The sequence below is a fragment of the Natronosalvus sp. KLKA75 genome (assembly GCF_059736265.1).
This window is the reverse complement of sequence record NZ_CM185522.1, coordinates 1661701-1683745: the sequence shown is the minus strand read 5'-3', so window position 1 is coordinate 1683745 and position 22045 is coordinate 1661701. Positions and strand designations below refer to the sequence as shown.

General features: G+C 56.5%; 20 protein-coding genes and 2 pseudogenes. 10 read left to right on the top strand and 12 right to left on the bottom strand.

Annotation, left to right across the window (positions count from 1 at the left end; translation table 11 throughout):
- Nucleotides 1-154: 154 nt before the first annotated feature.
- Complete coding sequence (locus tag AC6I65_RS08070) at nt 155-778, top strand: amidohydrolase family protein (protein WP_497901409.1); 624 nt, start codon at nt 155-157, stop codon at nt 776-778.
- A gap of 116 nt (nt 779-894) precedes the next feature.
- Here AC6I65_RS08070 and AC6I65_RS08065 read toward each other — a convergent pair whose 3' ends face one another.
- Nucleotides 895-2061, bottom strand: coding sequence for a hypothetical protein (locus tag AC6I65_RS08065; RefSeq protein WP_497901408.1), 1167 nt, complete (start codon nt 2059-2061; stop codon nt 895-897).
- 68 nt (nt 2062-2129) lie between these two features.
- Nucleotides 2130-2235 (bottom strand): annotated as a pseudogene (locus AC6I65_RS08060) (integrase core domain-containing protein); the annotation flags it as partial.
- Nucleotides 2236-2477: 242 nt separating this feature from the next.
- Between AC6I65_RS08060 and AC6I65_RS08055 the strand changes: the two are divergent.
- Nucleotides 2478-3206 (top strand): SCP2 sterol-binding domain-containing protein, encoded by a 729-nt coding sequence (locus AC6I65_RS08055; RefSeq protein WP_497901407.1) that lies wholly within the window; start codon nt 2478-2480, stop codon nt 3204-3206.
- Between the two features lie 88 nt (nt 3207-3294).
- On the opposite strand, the gene AC6I65_RS08050 is transcribed toward AC6I65_RS08055, so the two are convergent.
- From AC6I65_RS08050 to AC6I65_RS08030, 5 genes are all read right to left on the bottom strand, one after another.
- Nucleotides 3295-3918: a hypothetical protein gene (locus AC6I65_RS08050; RefSeq protein ID WP_497901406.1), complete on the bottom strand. Its 624-nt coding sequence runs from the start codon at nt 3916-3918 to the stop codon at nt 3295-3297.
- Nucleotides 3919-4116: 198 nt separating this feature from the next.
- Complete coding sequence (locus AC6I65_RS08045; RefSeq protein WP_497901405.1) at nt 4117-5322, bottom strand: acyl-CoA dehydrogenase family protein; 1206 nt, start codon at nt 5320-5322, stop codon at nt 4117-4119.
- Nucleotides 5323-5326: 4 nt separating this feature from the next.
- On the bottom strand, nt 5327-5896 hold the full coding sequence (locus AC6I65_RS08040; protein ID WP_497901404.1) for an SCP2 sterol-binding domain-containing protein: 570 nt from the start codon (nt 5894-5896) through the stop codon (nt 5327-5329).
- Nucleotides 5897-7127: 1231 nt separating this feature from the next.
- Entirely contained in the window at nt 7128-7508 is a 381-nt protein-coding gene (locus AC6I65_RS08035) for a hypothetical protein (RefSeq protein WP_497901403.1), read from the bottom strand.
- Nucleotides 7509-7846: 338 nt separating this feature from the next.
- Nucleotides 7847-9535 carry an AMP-binding protein gene (locus AC6I65_RS08030; protein ID WP_497901402.1) on the bottom strand — a complete coding sequence of 563 codons (1689 nt, stop codon included), beginning with the start codon at nt 9533-9535 and terminating at the stop codon, nt 7847-7849.
- A gap of 173 nt (nt 9536-9708) precedes the next feature.
- Between AC6I65_RS08030 and AC6I65_RS08025 the strand changes: the two genes are divergently transcribed.
- Nucleotides 9709-10485 (top strand): SDR family NAD(P)-dependent oxidoreductase, encoded by a 777-nt coding sequence (locus AC6I65_RS08025; protein ID WP_497901401.1) that lies wholly within the window; start codon nt 9709-9711, stop codon nt 10483-10485.
- A 277-nt stretch (nt 10486-10762) separates the two neighbouring features.
- Here AC6I65_RS08025 and AC6I65_RS08020 read toward each other — a convergent pair whose 3' ends face one another.
- On the bottom strand, nt 10763-11077 hold the full coding sequence (locus tag AC6I65_RS08020; RefSeq protein ID WP_497901400.1) for a DUF7344 domain-containing protein: 315 nt from the start codon (nt 11075-11077) through the stop codon (nt 10763-10765).
- A gap of 266 nt (nt 11078-11343) precedes the next feature.
- On the opposite strand from AC6I65_RS08020, the gene AC6I65_RS08015 reads away from it, so the two are divergent.
- The 3 genes and pseudogenes from AC6I65_RS08015 to AC6I65_RS08005 form a co-directional block, all read left to right on the top strand.
- A complete protein-coding gene (locus AC6I65_RS08015) occupies nt 11344-11775 on the top strand; it encodes a response regulator (RefSeq protein ID WP_497901399.1) in 432 nt (143 codons plus the stop codon).
- Between the two features lie 501 nt (nt 11776-12276).
- A complete protein-coding gene (locus tag AC6I65_RS08010; protein ID WP_497901398.1) occupies nt 12277-14556 on the top strand; it encodes a PAS domain-containing sensor histidine kinase in 2280 nt (759 codons plus the stop codon).
- A gap of 255 nt (nt 14557-14811) precedes the next feature.
- A pseudogene (locus tag AC6I65_RS08005) lies at nt 14812-14937 on the top strand (bacterio-opsin activator); the annotation flags it as partial.
- A 65-nt stretch (nt 14938-15002) separates the two neighbouring features.
- Here AC6I65_RS08005 and AC6I65_RS08000 read toward each other — a convergent pair.
- Nucleotides 15003-15143, bottom strand: coding sequence for a hypothetical protein (locus AC6I65_RS08000; RefSeq protein WP_497901397.1), 141 nt, complete (start codon nt 15141-15143; stop codon nt 15003-15005).
- Nucleotides 15144-15371: 228 nt separating this feature from the next.
- On the opposite strand from AC6I65_RS08000, the gene AC6I65_RS07995 reads away from it, so the two are divergent.
- The 3 genes from AC6I65_RS07995 (at nt 15372) to AC6I65_RS07985 (ending at nt 18596) form a co-directional block, all read left to right on the top strand.
- Complete coding sequence (locus AC6I65_RS07995; RefSeq protein ID WP_497901396.1) at nt 15372-15800, top strand: HalOD1 output domain-containing protein; 429 nt, start codon at nt 15372-15374, stop codon at nt 15798-15800.
- A gap of 744 nt (nt 15801-16544) precedes the next feature.
- A complete protein-coding gene (locus AC6I65_RS07990; RefSeq protein ID WP_497901395.1) occupies nt 16545-17624 on the top strand; it encodes a phosphotransferase family protein in 1080 nt (359 codons plus the stop codon).
- 243 nt (nt 17625-17867) lie between these two features.
- Nucleotides 17868-18596: a hypothetical protein gene (locus AC6I65_RS07985; protein ID WP_497901394.1), complete on the top strand. Its 729-nt coding sequence runs from the start codon at nt 17868-17870 to the stop codon at nt 18594-18596.
- Nucleotides 18597-18858: 262 nt separating this feature from the next.
- Here the strand turns inward: AC6I65_RS07985 and AC6I65_RS07980 are convergent, their stop codons facing one another.
- From AC6I65_RS07980 to AC6I65_RS07970, 3 genes are all read right to left on the bottom strand, one after another.
- Entirely contained in the window at nt 18859-19794 is a 936-nt protein-coding gene (locus AC6I65_RS07980) for a diacylglycerol/lipid kinase family protein (RefSeq protein ID WP_497901393.1), read from the bottom strand.
- Between the two features lie 93 nt (nt 19795-19887).
- Nucleotides 19888-20058 (bottom strand): hypothetical protein, encoded by a 171-nt coding sequence (locus tag AC6I65_RS07975; protein ID WP_497901392.1) that lies wholly within the window; start codon nt 20056-20058, stop codon nt 19888-19890.
- 54 nt (nt 20059-20112) lie between these two features.
- Complete coding sequence (locus AC6I65_RS07970) at nt 20113-20484, bottom strand: formate/nitrite transporter family protein (RefSeq protein ID WP_497901391.1); 372 nt, start codon at nt 20482-20484, stop codon at nt 20113-20115.
- Between the two features lie 182 nt (nt 20485-20666).
- Here AC6I65_RS07970 and AC6I65_RS07965 point away from each other — a divergent pair, with 182 nt between their 5' ends.
- Nucleotides 20667-21950: a cation:proton antiporter domain-containing protein gene (locus tag AC6I65_RS07965; RefSeq protein WP_497901390.1), complete on the top strand. Its 1284-nt coding sequence runs from the start codon at nt 20667-20669 to the stop codon at nt 21948-21950.
- Nucleotides 21951-22045: the final 95 nt, after the last annotated feature.

Here is a 22045-nt window from a genome sequence, read left to right as displayed (position 1 = left end):
CGAGCGGACCGTCGGGCGCAGCCGTCTGCTGTCCGCACCGACCGTTGTCCGTCTCCCGATTCGACGGAGAGAGACGGACACCGATGAACAGGCGGAGATCGTCATCGACCTCCTCGTAGCGGACCGGTGCCGGACCAAACACATCCACTTCTGTATGGACGATGCGGACGTCGAGGCGGTCATGGCTCACGACCTCACGATGATTGGAAGCGACGGCAACTCGATGAAACCGACCGGGCCCCTCGGCGACGGCGTGCCACACCCGCGAAGTTACGGAACGTTCCCTCGGGTACTCGGCCACTACGTCCGCGAACGCGGCATCATTTCGCTCGAGACGGCGGTCCACAAGATGACCGGGCAACCGGCAGCGCGGCTGGATCTCGAAGACCGCGGCGTGCTGAAAGAAGGGGTCTGGGCGGATCTCACCGTCTTCGATCCGGATACCGTCGCACAGGGCGGCTCGTTCGTCGATCCGGACGTCTACCCGGTTGGAATTCAATACGTGATGGTCAACGGAGAGTTCGTCGTCAAAGGACACCCTGCATGTGATCAACTTCTAGAAGCCGAGCGGCCTCCGAGTATTGTTACCGACCGGTGCGTCGAACTCTATTGGAGCATCATGATCGATCTGCTGGACAGCATTCCACGAATTATTAACTGCGACGTAATTCAATTCTGCTGTTCACATTTATCCTTTAGATGGGAGGATCACAAGGTGAACCGTACTCACTTCTTCCGCACTTGGAGGAACACAATGTCGAAACCCGATTCCCACTAGATGGGTTGATGATCGGGGAGCGGCTCAGATGGTACAATCAATGGCTTTGAGCGTCTGTCGTGATCTGTTGTAGAACTCCTGACCACCATATCCGCCGTTGAAATGCAATCAACCGCTTACTCTACAGCTAGAATCCACGGCTTCTCGTCAGAATCGTACGCACTCATCGCACCACTGTGACTCCGCGTCTCTGGCGCCAGAATACCGATGTGCTTGAGCTGCTGGACGAAGTTGAACAACACGTTCGACCGGACAATGTCTTTCCACACGCTTTCATCAGTATAGATCCGCTCAGTACGCCCAGCCTCAATGAGTTCCCGAGCCCGAGTCCGACCACTCCGGGTACAGAACGTGCTGAGGAAGACGTTCGGATACTCGTGGACCAATCGCTCAAGCAGATCTGGGAAGTAAACTCGAGGCCCTTCCTTCCGCAGCGCATCGAGGAGAAGCCGAAACTCGGGATGGCGCTCGAAGCAGTTGCGCAATAGGATTGCGAGTGGTCGCTGGCTATCGACGACAGTCGAGCCACGTACTGAGTGTTTCACGCTTTCGAGATCCGTCAGATCAGCGATTCGATCCCCCTGAAGTACCGCGACAGCGAGGTTGCCCTGATCAGTCAATCGGTAGCGATCATCGCTTTTGCGTTCGACTAACCCAAGAGATGAGGCTCCAGAGAGTGCTGACTTACCGGCTCTGAATCCGTATTTCTCCTCAAGCAAATCGACGAGTTCGTCATCTGCGAGCGGTCCGTTGGTGGCGATTGCAACGGCAGGAGCAAGGTAGTTCAGTGGCTGGGCAAGTGACAACATTGCGATGTCGCCCGAAATGTCGCTCCGGCGAAGGCGAACGGAGAGTTGGCCTTCGATGTCGACGACCTGTTCGTGCGCTTCGCTGGCCGGTGGGTTTGCCCAGTGTGTGGTACCGTCATTTGTGGTGCTGATCACGCCCACACCTTTCGAGCGCAGCATATCTGTGTGTGGATCGACGGCATCCGAAGCGGCGGCCAGATACGAGATGTGAGAGCCCTGCTGGTAGGTTAGCGCCTGGCCAATCCCTCGCAGTATGTTGGTCGAGCCCTTGACCTCGATTGCGAAGACCCGATCAGCGTTAGTGAACCCGATAACGTCCGGATAGCGACCACCGATCGTGATCGTGTGCGGTTCACATTTCTCGAGGACCCCTGCGTAGGTCTCCTGGTGAGACCCAGGAATGTGGACGAGTGGCTGATAATCGCGCTCGTACAGGTCGGCAACGACATGTTCGAAGACAGTCGGTTCGTCCATTAGTAGCTCGTTCTAACCTGTCATGCTTGAAGCTATGGTTCATCGGTAGAACCAAGAAAGGATACTGTCTAGTTTAGCACCTCCGCTGGCGTCTGTCCGCTGAGTGACTGATGGTCGCTGTGTGTTGTAGTAGTGTACGAGATGTTCAAGACACTCTCTGACGTTCTCCCGACTGGTCTAGGACTCGCTAAGCAAGTCTGCGAGCATTTTCCGAACTACCTCAACGACCTTCTCGTTCCTCGAACTGGCCTAACTAGACACTGCCACTTAATGGATTGTGTCGGATTTATTTTGGGATCAAGCTCGAGATTTTCTCCTGTACTGCTGATAAACTCCCTCGGATAATCGGGGGAATCACAACAATCGTTCACAATGAGCATGGCTGTACATCGGGTCGCTGTGACCCGAGAACCACCATGAGCACGCAACAACACCGACCGATCGAACAGTACTTCCCGACCGAACCGTGGCTCGAGCAGTACCGCGCGGCCATCAACGACAGCGACGCGTACGCTGACCACTCGGCCGGATGGGGCGTCGACTTCGACGGAACGTTCGTCTTCCAGATCGAAAACGTGCCGATCGAGTCCACCACAGTCGCGGAGTTGCCGTCGAAACTCGTTGAGGCGACCGAGGCGGAGTTCGCGACGCTTTCGGAGGATCAACTCGAGGCAATCCTCGACGATGCACCGGCGGAGGTACGTGAGAGCGTCGAGTCCAGGAACGGATCGCTCGACGAGCGTCTCACTGCCGAGGTCAAAGAAATGACGATGGGACAGTTCCCCGAACGAATGTGGCCGGAGCTTCGGGGCGCACTACCGGACATCGTCAGCGATCTGATCACCCAGCTTGAGGAGAACATGGCCGACGACGGGATTATCTACGCGTACCTCGACCTCTACGACGGCAAGTGCAACGGGGTGGATACGCTTCTGGACATCGACGACCGCGAGTACGGATTTCGGCTCATCGGCGAGTACGGCACGTGGGCGAAACTGGTTCGCGGCGAGGGCGACGTCATCAACATGCTGATGGCGGGCGAGTTCGAGATCGACGGCAGCATGCAGAAGGTCCTGCAGTACTCCGAGGCGGCGGTCGATCTCGCGGAGATCTCCGCCGACGTCGAGTCGCGGTTCATCTTTTGAACTCGCATTCGGAGCGCATCTCTGTTCGAACCGCCGGCGACCCGGTTTCGCGTTTTCCGTTTCCGATCGCTCGAGAGGACGGCAGAACTCAGTGTTCGATGATCAGTCCGTACACGAGTCCGAGGGTCCCGCCGTACAGCGTCCACGCGATCACGCCGAACAGTCCGTCACCCGTGAGATTGGGAATCGCCATTGGGACGCCCATCACGACCGTCTGCCACGCCGGCATCAGGAACAGCGAGAAGAGCACGCCCACGGCGAGCCCGTAGCCGTTGCCGAGTCCGAGCGTCGTCGTCGTGAGCGCGGATCGCTTGAGTAGCGGCACGAGGAGCTTCCGGAGGTAGTCGTTGCGACTCGAGAGCATCATCACCTTCGAGACGAACGAATCGATCGAGCTCGCGACGAACAGGCTAAACGGCAGCGCGAAGAGGGCCCCAAGGGCGAACATCGCGAGCCACCCCCCGTTCAGCGTCGGCACGCCGAAGATCGACCCGATCTCCCGGATCGCGTCGGTGTCGTGCAACTGCAGGACCAGGGCCGCCTGGAATCCGCCGGCGATCCCGCCCGCGATCGCGGCTTCGATCTCTCTGGCGTCGACCTCGAGCGATCGGACCCGCTCGAGGACTGGCGCGAACGCGCTTCGAGACGCCACCTCGTCGGGATCGGCGCCCGAGTTGGCGTCGGTTCCGGGAGTTGCGTTGGTGTCGGCCATCGTGGTGTCTGTCGGTACCGTTCTCTGGTAACGTGCCTCAATGTTGTTCCGTGGATGCGCGGCGGTTTATACGTAACAGGGTCAGCGTTCGCAACGACGACCGCCGAAACCACCGTCTCGAGACGAGTGGTCGACGATGAGAGCCCGAAGATGAGTGGCCGACGGTGGGAGTGCAAAACGAGTCCCAAGCGTACCGCGTCAGTACGCGCTCGTGCCGGTCAGTTCCTTGCCGACGATGAGCTTCTGGATCTCGGTGGTTCCGTCGGGGATCGTCATCACGCGGGCGTCGCGGTAGTACCGCTCCAGGCGGTTCTCGAGGTCGAGCCCCGCGGCGCCGAGCACCTGAAGCGCGTCGCTGGTCGCCTCGATCGACCGCTCGCAGGCGTACCCCTTCGCGAGCGACGAGAGCAGTCGCGCGTCGGGATCGCCGTCGACGAGCGCTTCAGCCGCGCTTCGAGAGAGGCCCCGCGAGGCCTCGATGGCCGCCCGGACGTCGTAGAGCTTCTCCTGGACCAGCTGGTGGCCGGCGATCGGCTCCCCGAAGGTTTCCCGCTCCTGGGCGTAGGCAAGCGCGTCGTCGAACGCCGCCTGCATTATTCCGACGGCCATGAACGCCATCCCCGTTCGCATGAACGAGAACATGACGTTGAGCGGCTTGTGCTCGAAGAAGAGCTGGCTGACGCTCTCGGGAAACGGCACGATCTCGGAGATGTCGTGTCCGTCGGCGATGGCGTCTCCGAAGATGGTCGAGAATCGGTTCTCGACCGGAACGCGGACGTCCTCGAAGACCATGCGCCCGTTCGGAACGCCCTTCCAGCCCAATTTGTTCATCTCCTCGGTCTCGAAGTCGGCGTTCGCTCGGTCGACTAGAAACATATCCTGGACGTCCTCGGAGGCGTCGTGGGCGACGACGAGCGCGACGTCGGCAATCTGTGCGTTGCCGACCCAGACCTTCTCGCCGTTGAGGACGAATTCCTCGCCGTCCCTACGGGCGACGGTGTTCGGGTGGGCCGTATCGGAGCCGCCTTCGGGCTCGGTCACCGCGAGACAGCCGATACACCGGTTGTCCTCGAATTTCGGGAGCATCGCCTGCTGGGTCTCGTCGGCGGCGAAGCGGACGAACAGCGCCGGGAACGACATCTGCAGGGCGACGTTCAGGCTCGGCCAGACGCGACTGATCTCCTCGCTCGCGATGACGAACCGCCAGACGTCGCCGAAGTACTGGTGGACGGTGTCAGGCGTAAAGCCGATACCGAGCTCCTGGAGGTCGTCCAGGTAGCCGACGAGATCGTCGCGCCCCATCGGTCCATTGCGGTCCTTCTCGTCGACGATTGGCTCGATCTCGCCTTCGAGGTACTCCCGGAGGTCGTCGCGAAACGCCAACTGGTCGTCGGTCAGGCGCATTCGCTTACTCCGCAGGGACCTGCTCGGACAGTGAGTTCATGATCGGTGCCAGGCGGGTTCCCTTGTGGACGGGGCCGTCCATCTCGTACTTCTGCTGCATGAAGCCCTGGATCGGGTCGACGCTGCCGACGATGAGTCCGACCAGCGTGTCCGCGGGACCGGTGATTTCGAGCATTGGGTCGTCGAGTTTCCCGGAACCACCCCGCATCGTTTGTTCCTCGCTGTCGACCTCGAGGTGGCCCGCCATCGGACAGTCGTCGGCCTCGAAGTTGACGGTAATGTCCTCGTTGATGTTCTCTTGCACCTCGGAGGAGGTCTCGACGAGGACGTTCATCCCGGCCCAGAGCAGTTCCTGGAACTGGTCTGCGGTCTCGGGATTGTCCGAGACGAACGACGCGATGTCCATCGTCTCCATGCGCTTGACCACGCGACCGAACGTCTCCGGGTACTCCCGGACGAGCTCGTCGGTCTGGCCCTCCATCCGACCGAGCAGGTCCGGCAGGTCGTCCTCGAGTTCGTCGTCGGATTTGTCGAGCGATGCTTCGATGTCTTTGATGAGTTCGTCGTCCGTCATAGCTATCGATCCGGGTTCACCGTGCGGGGGTGAATCCCGATGGTAGTGAGTAGTGGACACGCCTCGAACAGTCTGATCCATGGGATACGCGGATCTTTATGCTCAATCTCAATAGTGACGAGATATTGATTGGCGGCTCTGTTGAAACCCTCAACTGTTGATAGGAATCGGGTGCTGAATTTAGAGAATGGATGCAGAACATCGACCTCGTTTATTTCAACCACATTGAATGGAACTAACCGGTACAGATGGGTGCGAACTGAACATGCTCCCTAACGAATAGAGGAGTTCACAGAGGGATGAGCGCTTCTATGATCGTATTGCCCAGACTAGCTTGGTGATCATAACCGCGGTAGTGGTCCGGAAGAAGTGTGTAGAAGTGGTCTATGAACGAATCTAGGAAGAGATTTCTGAGTGGGGTTATCGCTCGAGATGGCTTCCAGGGCAGTGACAGACGTGAATAGGAGAAAGAGAGTGACCCGAAAAGTGGGGCAAATCACGCTCTCAAAAAATTCATAATCGGTTTCCCTCTTGCGTTTTCCGGGTTGGCGGTTACCAGGAAGAGAAACACTATGAAGAGAGCCTCAAGTCAATCTGACGAAATCGGATTCGGCGGTTTAGAGGCTTCTCCGGAGGGATCTCACTCACCCGCTCGAGTCGATCGTAGGCCCGGTCAGTACACGACTCGAAAGTTCAAAATCGGTTCCCTGCTATCGGTTTTGGGTTCTAGACAGCACCAGAATTTCCGAAGAGACTGAGACACTTTTCAAGAAGGTAAACACACCATAGAACGCGTCTCGAACCGGTTATGCACGTTTGACGCTTCGTGCCCTGCATCTACGTAGCGAGTACCGATCACGAAACGGACCTCACTCGACCATCAGTCTCAGAAATCACTGAAACATACGTGAATGGCCCCTAATCGCCTCGAGAATCCTCATACTCGACGATTGGGACACAAGCCTTGCTCTCGAGGGAGACCGGTATCGTGAAACCTTTCCTAGACTATCTTCATAATCGGCCCTCGAACAGAGACCAAACCTACTCTTCCGGATGTAGAACCCGATTATGAGGTATCTGAAACGCGATTAGGACGTTTTGTTGTAATCCTCAGTAGATTATAAGAGTTGTCTGCTGAATATAGAGGATGAGTTCAGCACGAGAACGTTGTTTGTATCACAGCGAAATCGGTGAACCATCCGCTCACTACACGTGCGTACTGACCGTTGACTTAGAAGTTGCAGGTGGCTGCCTCCTGTTCTTCGACATCCTTCGCTGTCACAGTACTATTCTCAACCCCGTCTACAATCCATATATCTGCAAAGAGGCAGTCTCCTTCTGTCTCTTCCTCGTGGAGTTCAGTGAGATTGGCGACTTGCAACTCGTCTACACCACTGATAACATAATAGAAGTCGTACTCTGCTGGCTTAGACGACCACGTTGGCTCGATCCACACCTCGTTATTCGCCTCGATTTCATTGCTGTCGTGGTACACAAACTCGTTGTCTCTCTCAATCCACAAATCGACTTTCTGTGTTTCATCTGTTGTATTGGCTATCCGAATACTGCCAAGCCGAATACCAGTCTCAGAGTCAGCAGAGATACGTTCCATACAACCCGCTGTCGCCGAAATCCCACAAATAGCAAGGAGGTGACGACGAGTTATCATTGCCATTATCATTTGTGATGAGTGTGTTACCACTATATGTTTTTTGGAGGTAATTATGCGTATACTTCCTGAACTGATCGGTCACCACCTTTCGTAGATCGGGTCAGATGATGTGCAGCATTCGCGCCCTGTATTCAGCACGGCTTCGACAACCTATCACCAATTGAAGGTTTCAATAAAGCCTGATTGGTCTATCATCCTGCAACGAGAGTGGTCCATACTCGGCCGGAGAACTTCGATCCGCAGGCGTGCGATCGCTCGGTTTCTGACGGTCCTGTCGTTCAGTGTACGCTTACGTCGAGCGTCGCTTCATCCTGGAGCGCCTTCTTGTCGGTCTTTCCGATATCGGTCAGCGGAACCCGCTCGACGAACACGACCTCCGAGGGAATCGCCTGTTTCGGCACCTTTCCCTCGAGGTACTCGACCACGTCCCGTTCGGTGAGGTCGACGGCCGCGTTCGGATCCTCCTCGATGTAGATTCGGACCCGCTCGCTGCCAGGTCGCTCGGGATCGGGAACGCCAATCGTCGCGGGCCGTTTGACACCGTCGAGTCCGTACAGGAACTCGTCGACTTCCTCGGAGTACACCTTCAGCCCGGAGACGTTGATCATGTTCTTGACGCGATCGACGACGTAGAATCGACCCCTGGAGTCGACTTTCGCGACGTCACCGGTCGCGACGTATCCCTCGTCGTCGAAGGGATCGTTCTCCTCGTCGAGGTAGCCTTTCATTCGCTGCGGGCCGTCGACCAGCATCTCGCCCTCCAGCCCCTCCTCGGCGGCGCGTTCGAGCGGAATGGTCTCGCCGGTGTCGACGTCGCGAAGTTTGACGTTCGTGTCGGGAACCGGGAGCCCGATGGTCGGATGGTCCAGTCCGTCGTCGCTTCCGCCGCCGCCCAGCAGGTCGTGGAGACCGTGAATGTCGAAGTGGGTGATCGGCGACATCTCCGAGAGACCGTAGCCCTGCGAGACGCCGCCGGCCTCGCGCGCGAACGCCGATTTCGTCTCGTTTGCAAGCGGAGCGGAACCCGAGATCCCGATCACGTCCGACTCGAACGTCTCGTTGACCAACTCCATGAACTGCGTCGGCACCCCGAGCATGATGAGCGGTTCGTGGCGCTTGACCAGTTCGCTCATGTACGCGGTGTCGCGCGCGTCGGGCACGATCAGTACGTCGAGTGCGAGTTCGAGCAGGCTGTTCGTGATCGAGTAACCGTAGGCGTGGTACATCGGCAGCGCCATCACCGCGGCCTCGCTCCCGCGCATCATCTGGGCCATCCGCGACTGCGCGGCAACGCCCTGGAGCGCGTTCGCGGTGAGGTTCCGGTGGGTGAGTCGACAGCCCTTCGGCAGTCCCGTCGTGCCGCCGGTGAACAACAACGTGTGGACGTCCGACTCGACGTCGAACGCGACGTCCGGCGGATCGGCGTTCGCCGATTCGACGACGTCCGGGAGCCACTCGACGCCGGCGATCTCCTCGTGATCGGCCGGCGGATCGTCCGAGTAGTCCTCGAGCGAGGTCAGGATCACGTTCTCGAGGCCCAGCTCGTCCTGAAGCGAGCGGATCAGTTCCCGGTGTTCGTCGTGACCGATCAGTACCTCCGGATCGCCCTGCTCGAGTCGGTAGACCAGGTCGTCCTCGGCGTCCAGGAAGTCGTTCGGGATGTGTACGCCGCCGGCACGCGAGATGGCGTTCGTGGCGACGACGAACTGTGCGGAGGTCGGCAGGATCGTCGCGACCCGGCTGCCCTTCGTCACGCCGCGCTCGCGCAGTGCGGTTGCCAGCCGGTCGACGTCCGTTTTGAGGTCGGGGTAGGTGAATCGCTGCCCGAATTGCACGATCCCCTGATCGGGGTGTTCGTCCGCGGCGTCGTACAGAAGCTGGTGGACCGGATCGTCCGGGTACGGCTCGAGGGTCTCGGGGATTCCAAACCGTTCGTACTCGCTCGACCAGAGCGTGTCGTCTGGCATTTGTTCACAATACCACCACTGAATCGCTAAAGCGTACTCACTGGTATCCGAGGGCGTTGAAGAGCGCGTTCGCCGACGATGCTAGCGGATCGTCGACGGTGCCAGCGAGGGAGTATAAACCCCCTGCGATCCGGCGAGCAATCTCCTTTTCCGTCGCCGTTCACGACTGACGCATGGATTTCGGACTGGACGACAAGACTGCGCTCGTCACGGGTGCGGGTGGTCGTATCGGGAGCGTCGACTGCGAGGTCCTCGCCGAAGAGGGCGCAGAAATCGTCGCCCTGGACGTCGACGTCGACGCCGCGGAGACGGTCGTCAGCGACGTCGAAGACGCGGGCGGGACGGCACACGCCGTCGCGTGCGATCTGACGGATCGGGATGCGGTCGCGGAGACTGTTTCGGCCATCGACGAAGAAGTCGACGGTATCGACGTTCTGGTCAACAATGCCGGCCTGGTCGACGCCCGCGACAAAATGGAGAACTTCGACGACGAGCTCTGGGACCGCGACGTGGCCGTCAACCTGACGGGCACCTACAACGTCACTCGGGCGGTGTACCCGAAGATGAAAGAACGCGAGTGGGGCCGGATCGTCACCATGTCGTCGATGGCCGGCTGGCAGGGCGGCTTCGGTCAGATGTCCTACAGCGCGACGAAGGCGGCGCTGATCGGGTTCGGAAAAACGCTCGCACTCGAGGGCGCTCAGCTCGGCATCACGAGCAACGTCGTCGCGCCGAGTATCGTCGTCGGCGCGCTCGCGGATCTACCGATCGACCAGCTCGAACAGGTCGACGAACACTTCGGCCGAATCGCCAAGGCGACGCCGATGCGGCGGCTCGGCCGGGAGGAAGACGTCGCAAATCTGGTCGCGTACCTCTGTTCGGAGCAGGCGAACTACGTCACTGGTCAGGTCGTCGGCGTCACCGGCGGTATCGACCTCTTCAGTTTCTGATCGACCGGCGTCGCGTTCTGTGCCCTGGATTACGCTCCGACGCCGACATGCTCGTCTCGAGACAGCGGGTCTTTTTCGCAAGACACACGACCGCAGGCTTTGATGAACCCCTCGAGCAGTGATAGGTTTTAGCGACTTTGCTGAATACAGAGCGCGAATGTGTCACGGCTTCAAAGCCAATTTACAGGGGGAACGGTTGCTGATCGACGACGTCACCCCTGGAGCCAGTGATCCGTTACTAAGACGCCCTTCGGAGATCGTGACTCCAGGTGTACGCCTACGACTGGCCCTTTCTGGGGCAAGGAATGAATACCTCGTCGGCCTGGTCGTCGAGCGATTCAAGAAATGGTTGGAGGTCGTCAAATCTACGCCCCTTCATTACTCTGCTCGTCTCTGGGTCCCAGTCGATGAAGCCGTAATCATCCAGCAGGGGGAGGTGCTTGTGGTGCAACGCGATTTCGAGATCTCTCCGTTCCTCCCCGTCATTGAGAATGGCCTCGGGGACCTGTACGCCATCTGCTGGCTGGTCGTACAATTCGGCCAGGATTCGGCGACGCGGGCCAGCGGACAATGCCGTGAAGATCAGGTCCATGGCCTTTCTTCTGACGGGACTACAAAAAAGAAACTGCCAAATTATTTTGGGTAAAGCCTCTTAGAACTCAAGAAAAGCGGAGGGTATAAAGTCGGCGTCAGTCCGTCGAGCTAATGAGTAGCGATTACTCAGTAGAAGAGAAGTCGTTGCTGTGTCGAGGGCCAATCTCTCCGATCAGCTACCGAAGTAATTGGCGGGTAGATTTAACAATGATGGATTCAAATATTCGGCCAACTTCGAGTACAGATGGGAACCCATTGATATACGTGACTGAAAACGATTCAACTCCCTTTATTTTGCTTGTAGAGGATAACCCCGGTGACGTTCAGTTAACTCAGATAGCCTTTCAAGATGCTGGATTTGACGTAAGCATCCAGGTCGCCATGGACGGGGTTGAGGCAATTGAGTTCTTGGAAGACGAAGAAGCACCATGCCCTGATTTGATATTGCTGGATCTGAATTTGCCCCGCAAAAACGGATTTGACGTGTTAGAGGAGATTAAAAGCGATTCTGAACTGAGGCAACTTCCAGTGATTGTGCTGACCAGTTCGGCAAGTAGTGATGATGTTATTTTGAGTTATGAACAACACGCGAACGCTTACTTGACGAAGCCTACCAATCCTGGGTCGTTTGTCGATCTAATTCAGTCTACGGGGGAGTTTTGGATTGAGAAGGCTCGGATGCCGTCCTATTCGTAAGGAGTCAGAGTCAAACAGCGAGTACCACCAGAAACGATAGAGACCTCAGTGGGTACGTTTGAAAATCTGCTAATCAGTACATTCAACGAAGTTCGACTGGAACAAATGAAGCTGGATTGCTGAACTCATCCTCTGTATCTCGCACACCGATCCTGACAGCGTCTTGATATTTCGTCGAGTCTTTGCAATGACACAGGGCGCGAATGAATCAGAAGTTGTTGACCAATCAGATGGGAGGGCGATCGGTGGAACAGACTGACCAGAGATTCCTCCAGTATCTGCCAATACGGGTGCGTTGAATACAGAGGATGGTTCATCAAAACCACTTCGTCTATCTCGTCGTCTGCACAGGACTATCGAGGACTTCTGCCCCTCATCCGAAAACAAGAAGAGGACCTGCGATAGTGAGCGGGAGAAGCAAATGGACCCACTCATCCATCCTGTGTACCCTCCCCCATAACCAACACGGGATTTATTTGTGTAAGAGGTTACCATCAAACCATGAGTAAACGAGCGGACGCCACAGATTCTGCGTTCTGGGCCGATGCTGACGACAATTCTGTGACGATTCAACGCTACCGGACGCTCGTCAATACTGTCGACGACGGAATCTACCAGCTTGATGCTGCTGGTCGGTTTGTTGCAGTCAACGATATCATCGTCGAGATTAGCGGCTACGCACGAGACGACCTCCTCGGCGAACACGCCTCGATTCTGCTCTCTGATGACGATGTTGGGCGAATCGAACGAGAAATATCCGAGTGCGTCGCCAACGGTCGCTCCATACACGAAACCTTCGAGATCACGGCTGAAACGGCTGCCGGTGAGGCGCGCTACTGCGAATTGCGGATGAGCCTGCTCATCGAAGACGGCACGTTTCAGGGATCAGTTGGCGTCGTCCGTGATGTTACCGACAGAAGACGAACAGAGCAGACGCTCGACGAACGTGAACAGCAACTCCAGCGCGAACGTGACCTGATCGATCAAATTCTCGAAACCAGTCCCGTCGGGATCATGGTGATCAATGCAGACGGCGAAGTCACGCGGATGAACGACCGCGTTCAGGACTTACTCGATATCCCTGAGAACGAGGCCGAGACGTATGATCCGTCGAAGCGATCGGTCTACGACGAATCCGGTGACCCAATCTCGACGGATGAACATCCCTTTGCGCGAACCTTGCGGACGGGTGAACCAGTCCACGACGAGGTACTCCAAGTCGAACTGCCAAATGGCAACCGTCGCTGGCTTTCGGTCAGCGCATCGCCGTTCTTCGAGGATTCGGGTGAAATCGAACGAGTCGTTACGACCGGCGAAGACGTCACCTCCCTCAAAGAGCGCGAACGAGAACTCGAGACCGAACTGGGCGAAATTTTCGGACGGGTTTCTGATGCGTTCTACGCAGTCGACGAAGAGTTCCGATTCACCCACGTCAACGAGCGGGCCGAGGAGCTATTACAACACTCCGAAGACGAACTCATTGGGAAGACATTCGGGGAGGTCTTTCCTTCCGCTGCCGAAATCGACGAGGTCTGGGAGGCATTCCATACGGCTCTGGAAACACAGGAGGGGACCAGCTACGAACTCTATTACGAAACGTTCGACTTCTGGATCGAAGCAAATCTGTATCCGTCCGAGACTGGCATCTCAGTCTACTTTCGCGACGTCACCGAGCGCAAGGAGCGCGAGCGCGATCTCGAGGAATCTGAACGCCGGTACCGCACCCTCGCCGAGTACTTCCCGAACGGTCTCGTTACGCTATTCGATCACGACCTTGAGTACACGCTGGCAGCCGGACAAGGGTTCAATCGGATCCCCGTCAAACCCGATGATCTCGAAGGCCGCCCGTTTCACGACGTCTGGCCCGACGAAACCGTAGCAGACCTCGAGCCCGCGTTCCAGGCTGCACTCGACGGCGAGGAAGAATCGGTTGAAGTCGAATACGAGGGTAGAGAGTGGGTCCTTCACGCGGTGCCAATTACCGACGAGCGCGGCGACGTCTTCGCTGGGATGACGATGGCCCAGGACATCACTGAACGCCTGGAGTACCAGCAGAAACTCGAGGAAGCGATCGAGCAACTCGAGGTCTCGAATGAACGGCTTGAGCAGTTCGCCTACGCGGCCAGCCACGACCTCCAGGAGCCCCTGCGAATGGTCTCGAGCTATCTCCAGTTGATCGAACGGCGCTACGGCGACGACCTTGACGAGGATGGTGAGGAATATCTGGCGTTCGCCATCAACGGCGCGGATCGAATGCGCAATATGATCGACGGTCTACTCGAGTACTCTCGTGTTGAAACGCAGGGCGACTCGTTCGAGGCGATCGAACTCGAGGCCGTCTTCGACAATGTTCTCCATGACTTGCAGTTTCACCTTGAGGAGAGTGATGCCGAAGTACACCTCGACGACCTCCCCCGTGTCGAGGGCGACGTCAACCAATTACGGCAATTGTTCCAGAACCTCCTGAGTAACGCGATCGAATACAGCGGCGACGAGCCACCTCGGATTTACGTCGAAGCCGACTGTCGTGGAAACGAGCGGATAATTTCGGTGCGCGACGAGGGAATTGGCATCGAGGCCGACAATCAGGAGCGCATATTTGAGGTATTTCAGCGTCTGCATAGTCGCGATGAATACGTGGGGACGGGTATCGGCCTCGCGCTCTGTCAGCGTATCGTCGAACGTCACGGGGGACGGATCTGGGTTGACTCCGAACCCGGTGAGGGCGCGACGTTCTCGCTTGCACTTCCCGCCGTTTCGGAATCGTATCAAGCCGAATAGCCTGTTGAGGGAATCGGAGTCTGACACTATATCGACAATTCATCGAGTCTCTGCAAGATTCAGGTCCAACAAATATCGTCAGGGGAGATATATGTAAATAGATGATAATTACTTCTCGTATGGATACACTCTCAGTTTCTCGCCGTCACGTGCTTGCCACAGTTGGTGTGATTTCTACTACGGGGTGTTTAGATTCGATCCCCTTCGCTTCAGAGACGGGAACTCGCATTGGAAGTATCCACGTTGATAACATAACCGAAGAGTCACAAGATGGAAGAACTCGGCGACGAACTCGGCATCTCTCAACAAGCCGTTGGATCTCGGCTCCGGCGGGGGATAAAACACATCCTCGGGAGGACTCTTCCCGAAACGGTGGAGTCAAGAAGTTGCCTAAATACGCCTCCCTCTCTTACGAAGAGGAGTGATCAGTATAAGAAAGACTTTGATCAATCAGGTATCTTATCCGGTCCAGTTTCATCGGCTTCAAGCTCCAAAGCTATTTTTTTGAACGCGGCATTCTCACACGAACATCCGTTCCTACCGATTGGGAGGACCGTTCCATCGGGTTTCTCGCGTGCGGCGTACATTGAGCCGCACGTCGTACAGAGCGCTATCGTCCGAGTATCTCCCTTACCAGTGTTACTCATATCGTTACACTTCCAGGCCGTAGTAGAGACCGTTTCGTGTGAGGGCATAAAACGTGAACCCGGCAATTTCAGGGCATCATTACAGTTGATTGGCTGATCGGTATTCACTCACCATTGTGTACCATGCCGTGTCACTCTGTTTATTGCACCGATATTGTGAAACAGATAATGGCAATTGATTCACCTACCTCCAAGGCAGAGTTAGCACAAGCGCTCAACACCCCCCCCTACAAAGCGCATACCGGAACGGTGCAGAAGTTGCTACAGGAAGCTACGCGCAAATCCATCACGCCAAAAATATCCGAGTCCAGTCCTACTCTGGAACGTGGAACTATGACAGCGACTGAGTCGGTTCAGAGGCGATATGATTGGTCGGATGTGGACCCGAGCATGGCCGTCATCAATGCGCTTGCTTCACTGGAAGACGCACGGCCAGTTAATCTCTCAGACGAAGTGGACGGTACCCTCTGTGATTTTGTTGACCCAGAAGCGCTTGATGCACTTGTTACCGACAAGAGCACGATCTCGATTTCGTTCATGATCACTGAGTACGAGGTACACATCGACGGAGACAAGTTGCAAGTCTATTACGAGTAAGAGGGCTATTGGAGACCTCAGCGGTCAGTTCGTATCTGTGTGTATCAGTTGGTTCCGGCCTGAGATTGTGAAACAAACGACTCTGCTGTGCTGCATCTATGCTCTATATCCAGCAGGCAGTTCATGATAAAAATTCGCCAGGTCTGATCTCGTCTGTTGAATAGAGAGCGCGAATGGGTCACGAGATCTCGCCGGATTTGAAAGTTGGTGACCGCTCACTACAGTTTGCTCGTGGAGGTGACCATAAGGTGTGGTCAACGGTTACTTTTTCACCGGTATCGCTTCCGTTGTACCTGCTCAAGGCGATAATAAACGCCCCACACGACCCATACAAGGAGGATTACCGTTCCAATGACCGTTTCTAATCGTACAATTTGCTCGTCGAAGATGAAAGTAGACGCGAACACGATGATAGCCCATAAAAGAATAACGTAGACAATTTGATTGAGGGAGTCCGGTCCCAAAACCTCCTGAAGAGACATTGTGTTTAGTATTCGAACAGAGTCCATAAACCCCCCGCCTATCTTCTAATAGCGTTCCTTGCGCAGGTCACCTGATCCGATGGTTCAGAACTAACTGGATGGAAGAAACAGAGCGGATTCACTGCATCTATTCTCTGTATTCAACACGTCACTTTTGACAGCGCTTCGGTAGTTTGCTCACGATCTGCTGAATACAGGGCGCGAATGGGGCATACAAGTTGGTATCGGAACATTTCTACCTATCTGGTTGAGAGTACCCCATATGACCATAGAGACCCCCAAACCCCGCTCCGAGCAAATTACCGATTCGGAGGTACGTGGAATGGTTGAAGCACTCAAACCGCGCTGGCGTGTCGCCGCCATCAAACGGAGCACTCACGGCACTGACCTCGTCGCAATTCTTGACGTTCGGACACCGAAAAGACGTTCTGTTGTACTTAAAGCGACGACAGCTGGTTTTGTCGATCCCATTATCGCACGATCAGAACCTCGGTTGCTCATGCTCGTGAACCGAGAAACCAACATTCCTGTACCAGCAGTATTTGGCTACTGTGACGATCACGAGAGGTATCCGGCTCCGTTCTATCTAATGGAATATATCGAAGGTGAGAACTATGAAGGGCAGGCCGAAGAGCTATCAATAGATGTTCGTGAGACACTTCTGCGAGAGGCAGGCCAAAATCTCGCGGAACTCCATGAGCTCGGACCGCTCCCTGCCGCAGGCAAGGTCGGGGCTCAAAACGGTGAGTTGACCGTACTGGATACAGAGAAGTACCCTCGCTCCGACGACTTTCGTGATAAAGTCTTAGCCGACTGTGAGGAGACGCTCGACAGTCTCGCCAATGGTGGGTTCTATCCCGAACTTGCGGACGACCCGACACGCTTTGACGACCTTGTGCCAGAGGTCCGGGAGTATCTCCGAGCAAGGGTACCAGCACTGCCGACCCCCGGTGAACCGACCTATTGCCACTGGGATTACCGATTTGGAAATCTACTGATCAATCCGGAAGCGGGGGAAACACAGGCTGTTCTCGACTGGGCGAACCTTTCGGCAGCTGAGCCAGCGAATAATCTCGCACAGACAGAGTTCTATCTACTGAGCCCAGAAGCGGATGGTCCTCAGCAGACCAGCCACTTACGCGAAACGTTCCGAGCCGCCTATACTGAGACACGAACTGAGTGGTCGTTCGATGAACCAATCCTTGAACGGATGGACGTGTACCGACTCGCGTGCCGGTTAGGGGCAATGGCCTGCCTTCCGCTCTGGTATCAGGATGCTTCGGAAGAAAAGCGTGATGAGCGTGCAAACGAGCATCGAGCGTTCGTCGAGCAGTATCTCTGATTATTGGACTCTGCTGAATACCTCTTCAGTATCTTGCATTGCTTCTCTTGACAACGATTCGGCAACTCGTCCAGTGTCTGCTGAATAGACTGCGCGAATGTGCCACGAGACGAGAGACAATCAGCGAGAGTTGATGATCGGTCAGTATAGGTGAGATAGGTATCGAATAGTTGTAGCTCAAATCACTCTTTGAGGTTGGAGTACCTATTTAAGACACCTTATTGTACTGACAGACAATACAGTATGAATCGTCGGGAACTTCTCGTTGCGGGTGCTGTGAGTGTTCTCCTCGAGACGGGTGGCTGCATCGCCAACCTCAATCCACAGGGTGAAAATTCAGCCAATTTGGACGATAAAAACTCCACCGATGAGAACGTTGTCCCGGGCTGTACGTCGAAAGCGGAGTGGGTAGATGACCATACCAACGGCCCGTTTCCCGGTCCAGACTCGATCGCCGGTCGTCGCAACTGTGCGAACGCGGATCGCCCCGAACCCACCGGGGATGTTTGTGAGACGTTCGAGTTAGAGAAGCCGAACGGTGAAATCGACGAGTTACACAGCGTGGGTATCAAGCCGTATCCGGAGCCACCGAGTACGTTCGACGAAGAATCGCTGATAGAGTACGTGTACGAGTACGAAGACGCCTACCAGCAAAACAAGGCCGTGTCGGAGTACGGGAAACGAGCAATTAGCGCTGGAGCAGAGACCCTTGACAACTGGGGAGATCCGACACGAGTTCTTGAGCTCTACGACGAGATCACGGTCATTGGAATCAGTTTTGCTCCACCCGTAGAGTACAGAACGCACGACGGGCATTTCGTCGGTGATGATAATTTCAGCGACGAGGCAGTCTACGGGGTCGATGAGACCGGAGTCGTCCGCCTCCATGAACGGTATTTCGGCGATGAGAGAAAGGTCATAAAAGAGACGCCCGATCCAGTCGAAGACGGCGACCTCCTCGAATGCTTTTGATCAACACGTGTAGTGAGCGGATAGTTCACTGATTTCATCGTGAAACAACCGAAGTCGCTGTACTGAACTCATTCTCTGAGTTGGTCACGTCGTTTCTGACAGTACTCGAGTAGTTGGTTGAGTGAGTGCTGCATACAGAGCGCAAATGTGGCACAGACTGAGAGCCGATTGTGAAAGGTAGCGATCGGTATGTCCAAGAACTTCACTGAGAGGTTGCCTATTTCAATCCCTGTTTTCCACCGTCTATTGTTAGAGCCCTCGCTCACGTTTGCGAACCATATTCTGCTCCCACGCAAACGCGAAGTGCCCGTGGCAGAACGCCGATCTCGACCTTCTCGTACTCTCTGCGTTCCCCGTCAAGACTGAACCGAACCGGCTCGTCCTCGAGGGCGACAACTTCGAGTTCGGACGCTTCGATCGTCGTAACGTGGGGCGTATCGCGACTGAAGAGCCGTCGTTCGACGGCCTCGGTAATCGCATCCGTCGGCGGTACTCGATCGACGATCGTCACCTCGAAGTGGCCACCTTCGGCGTTCGATGGCTCGTTTTCCCCGGTGAAGTGTCGGAGAGTGCCGATCAGCAGACACAGCGCTTCTCCGTGCCACGCGTACTTCTCATCGCCGGCGACGGCACCGACCGCCACCTTCAGCCCATCGAACTCCCGAGCGGTCCGCAGCCCCTCGACGATGAACGCGAGCGTGCCGATCCGCTGTTTGAGGTCTCCAGAGGCGGATGTGCTCGCTGCAGCGGGGAGGCCTGCGATGGCCGACATCACGAACGGCTCGCCGTCGGCCGTCCCCAGGTCGAGTCGCTCTGTGTTGCCCCGCTCTACGGCCGCGAATCCGTCGCGTATGCTATCGACCCCCAGCGCCGACGCGGTGATATTCGCGGTTCCTGCAGGGATGATACAAAGCGTCACGTCCTCGAGTGCGTCGGCCGCGACGAGTCCCTGAACGGCTTCGTGGACGGTTCCATCACCGCCGCAGACTGCGAGGAGGTCGACACTGTCGGCCGCGGCCTGCATCGTGAGGTCGACTGCATGGCTGGCGCGTTCTGTCTCGGCGGTCTGAAATCCGTGATCAGCGGCGAGTCGAGTGGCCTGTTCAACGTGATCACCCTCCCCGCTCGTCGGATTGAGAACGAGACGCCGCCTGTTCTCGGTCGTCTCCTCCGTCGAATCCACATCTCTATTGGTCATTGTAGAATCGGATGGAGTGAGTGCCCAAGTACTCTGGGCTGGATGCGGCCGGGTTCTTGTTCCCCAATGCGTTCATTTCTCCGTACCCACCGCCTAGGCGACGTGGGTAAACGTAACGAGGCCAATTTCACCGACAAAGTTCCCTGCAGTCGCGATGACAATCGTTTCGGCCAGCTTCCCGTAACCGATTGGGGCGTCGAAGAGGAGCCCGAAAAAGGCGTGGATTGCAGTGACGATGACAGGGTCGAACGGCCTGAGGGCCAACAGAAACCCGACCAGGTAGACCAGTGCGATGCGGCTCCGAACGCTGTTAACGGCCTATATGAGGAACGAGAGTAAGCTCACGAGCACACCACCGATAATGGCTCTCGCGAACATTCCTCCCATCAGCCGATGGACGAACTCTTCGGCCGTCCGTGACAGTGCGTGTGCCGAGCCGGATGGAGGGTCACCATCGACGGCAAAGGCGAATGCGAAGAGGAACCCGCCAATGAGATTGACGACGAGGGTGACGATCCACAGCCGAAGGAGAGACCCGAGCAGCCACGAACCGTTTTGGGCGGCCGCCTTCGCCGCTGTATCGCGGTTGTTCGTAACGTTGAACACACGATGGTGCTCCGGCAGCTTGCTAATCGACGAGATAGCCTTGGTCTGCTCAAGATTGTGGTTGAGCCAGAAGGCATTGCCCATCGGCTGAGGCTACGTGGTACGCGGAATGAGTGCATGCATCAGCTTTTATCCGGACTGAAATGGTGTTGCAGCGTTTGCAGGCCAAATCACTATTTCGTCTCTCAAGGTCCATCTAGTCGACACATACGTTTCCAAGCTGCCAGCTCGCGATAACGATCTCACCACTTGAAGAAGCGACACGTATGGAAGAGTTAAACATCGCATTCGTTACGATCGGTAGCCTGGCGCTGTTGTTGAGCCTCGCCGCTGGACTGATGCGAAGTAAAGTGTATTTCATCTCCGAGCCGATAGTAGCAGTGCTTCTCGGCCTCGTGATTGGACCTCTAGGACTGGAGTTGATTCACCTTTCCAGTTGGGGCGATCCGTTCACGATCATAGAACAGTTCGCACGTCTCACGGTAGGGCTCGCCGTTATGGCCGCCGCACTCCGACTCCCGCAACGGTACATCCGGGATCACGTGCGTTCAATGGCGTTGATTCTCGTTCCGGGAATGATCGGAATGTGGGTTGTGAGCGGCGTACTGGTATATGCATTCCTGGATGTGCCGCTCTGGATCGCGTTGCTCATCGGAGCAATCGTTACGCCTACAGATCCAGTTCTCGCCGGGACAATTGTCACCGGTACTACCGCAGAACAGTATATTCCGGAGTCGATCCGGAACCTTCTCACGGCCGAATCAGGAGCCAACGACGGTCTCGCGTATCCGCTCGTCTTCCTTCCAATTTTGGTACTCCAGCATCCGCCGCAGCGGGCGATCACGGACTGGTTGGTCTCGACGCTCCTGTGGGAAGTCGGCGTTGCCGTGCTCGTCGGCGCGGCGGTCGGCGCAGCCGCCGGCTGGATTGAACGCAAATCCCACGAACACGAGTTTCTCGAGGAGACGTCGCTGTTGAGCGTCACGATCGCGCTCACCTTTGCTGTCCTGGGCGGGGTTAAGTTGCTCGGCAGCGACGGAATTCTCGCGGCGTTCGTGGCCGGGCTCCTCTTCAACCAGTTCGCTGACGCCGCGGACGAAGCCGACGAGCAGAAAGTTCAGGAGACGGTACTTCGTCTATTCACGTTCCCGATCTTCGTGTTTTTCGGTATCGTTCTCCCAGTCGAGCAGTGGGTTTCGCTCGGCTGGGCCAGCGTAGCTCTCACGGCCGGTATCTTGCTTCTACGGCGCCTGCCGATGATGGTGATCTTCTGGCAGGCAGTGCGGTCAATCGACAGTGGTCGCGACTCGCTATTCGCGGGCTGGTTTGGCCCGATCGGGATCGCAGCGCTGTTCTACGCGACGGTTGCTCACCGAATACTGGGCAACGCGATCATCTGGAAGGTAGCCAGTCTCGTCATCGCGAGTTCAATACTCGTTCACGGAATTACGGCTACGCCGTTCACGAAACTGTACGGTCAGGCGATCGATCGGCTCCAGCCAGAGTCGTCGAACGGAAACGACGAATCGTCAGCGTTCTCGGAGGGGTGAACGTCCAGAGTATGGCCGTCTCGAGTAATCTGATAAACTGATACAATCTGACCGGTTGAAACCTTGAGTGACCAGGACACGTTCGCTGCTGTAGT

Coding starts and splice junctions, on each gene's coding strand:
- AC6I65_RS08070 (WP_497901409.1), top strand. CDS start 155: ATGGACGATGCGGACGTCGAGGCGGTCATGGCTCACGACCTCACGATG.
- AC6I65_RS08065 (WP_497901408.1), bottom strand. CDS start 2,061: ATGGACGAACCGACTGTCTTCGAACATGTCGTTGCCGACCTGTACGAG.
- AC6I65_RS08055 (WP_497901407.1), top strand. CDS start 2,478: ATGAGCACGCAACAACACCGACCGATCGAACAGTACTTCCCGACCGAA.
- AC6I65_RS08050 (WP_497901406.1), bottom strand. CDS start 3,918: ATGGCCGACACCAACGCAACTCCCGGAACCGACGCCAACTCGGGCGCC.
- AC6I65_RS08045 (WP_497901405.1), bottom strand. CDS start 5,322: ATGCGCCTGACCGACGACCAGTTGGCGTTTCGCGACGACCTCCGGGAG.
- AC6I65_RS08040 (WP_497901404.1), bottom strand. CDS start 5,896: ATGACGGACGACGAACTCATCAAAGACATCGAAGCATCGCTCGACAAA.
- AC6I65_RS08035 (WP_497901403.1), bottom strand. CDS start 7,508: ATGGAACGTATCTCTGCTGACTCTGAGACTGGTATTCGGCTTGGCAGT.
- AC6I65_RS08030 (WP_497901402.1), bottom strand. CDS start 9,535: ATGCCAGACGACACGCTCTGGTCGAGCGAGTACGAACGGTTTGGAATC.
- AC6I65_RS08025 (WP_497901401.1), top strand. CDS start 9,709: ATGGATTTCGGACTGGACGACAAGACTGCGCTCGTCACGGGTGCGGGT.
- AC6I65_RS08020 (WP_497901400.1), bottom strand. CDS start 11,077: ATGGACCTGATCTTCACGGCATTGTCCGCTGGCCCGCGTCGCCGAATC.
- AC6I65_RS08010 (WP_497901398.1), top strand. CDS start 12,277: ATGAGTAAACGAGCGGACGCCACAGATTCTGCGTTCTGGGCCGATGCT.
- AC6I65_RS08000 (WP_497901397.1), bottom strand. CDS start 15,143: ATGTACGCCGCACGCGAGAAACCCGATGGAACGGTCCTCCCAATCGGT.
- AC6I65_RS07995 (WP_497901396.1), top strand. CDS start 15,372: ATGGCAATTGATTCACCTACCTCCAAGGCAGAGTTAGCACAAGCGCTC.
- AC6I65_RS07990 (WP_497901395.1), top strand. CDS start 16,545: ATGACCATAGAGACCCCCAAACCCCGCTCCGAGCAAATTACCGATTCG.
- AC6I65_RS07985 (WP_497901394.1), top strand. CDS start 17,868: ATGAATCGTCGGGAACTTCTCGTTGCGGGTGCTGTGAGTGTTCTCCTC.
- AC6I65_RS07980 (WP_497901393.1), bottom strand. CDS start 19,794: ATGACCAATAGAGATGTGGATTCGACGGAGGAGACGACCGAGAACAGG.
- AC6I65_RS07970 (WP_497901391.1), bottom strand. CDS start 20,484: ATGGGCAATGCCTTCTGGCTCAACCACAATCTTGAGCAGACCAAGGCT.
- AC6I65_RS07965 (WP_497901390.1), top strand. CDS start 20,667: ATGGAAGAGTTAAACATCGCATTCGTTACGATCGGTAGCCTGGCGCTG.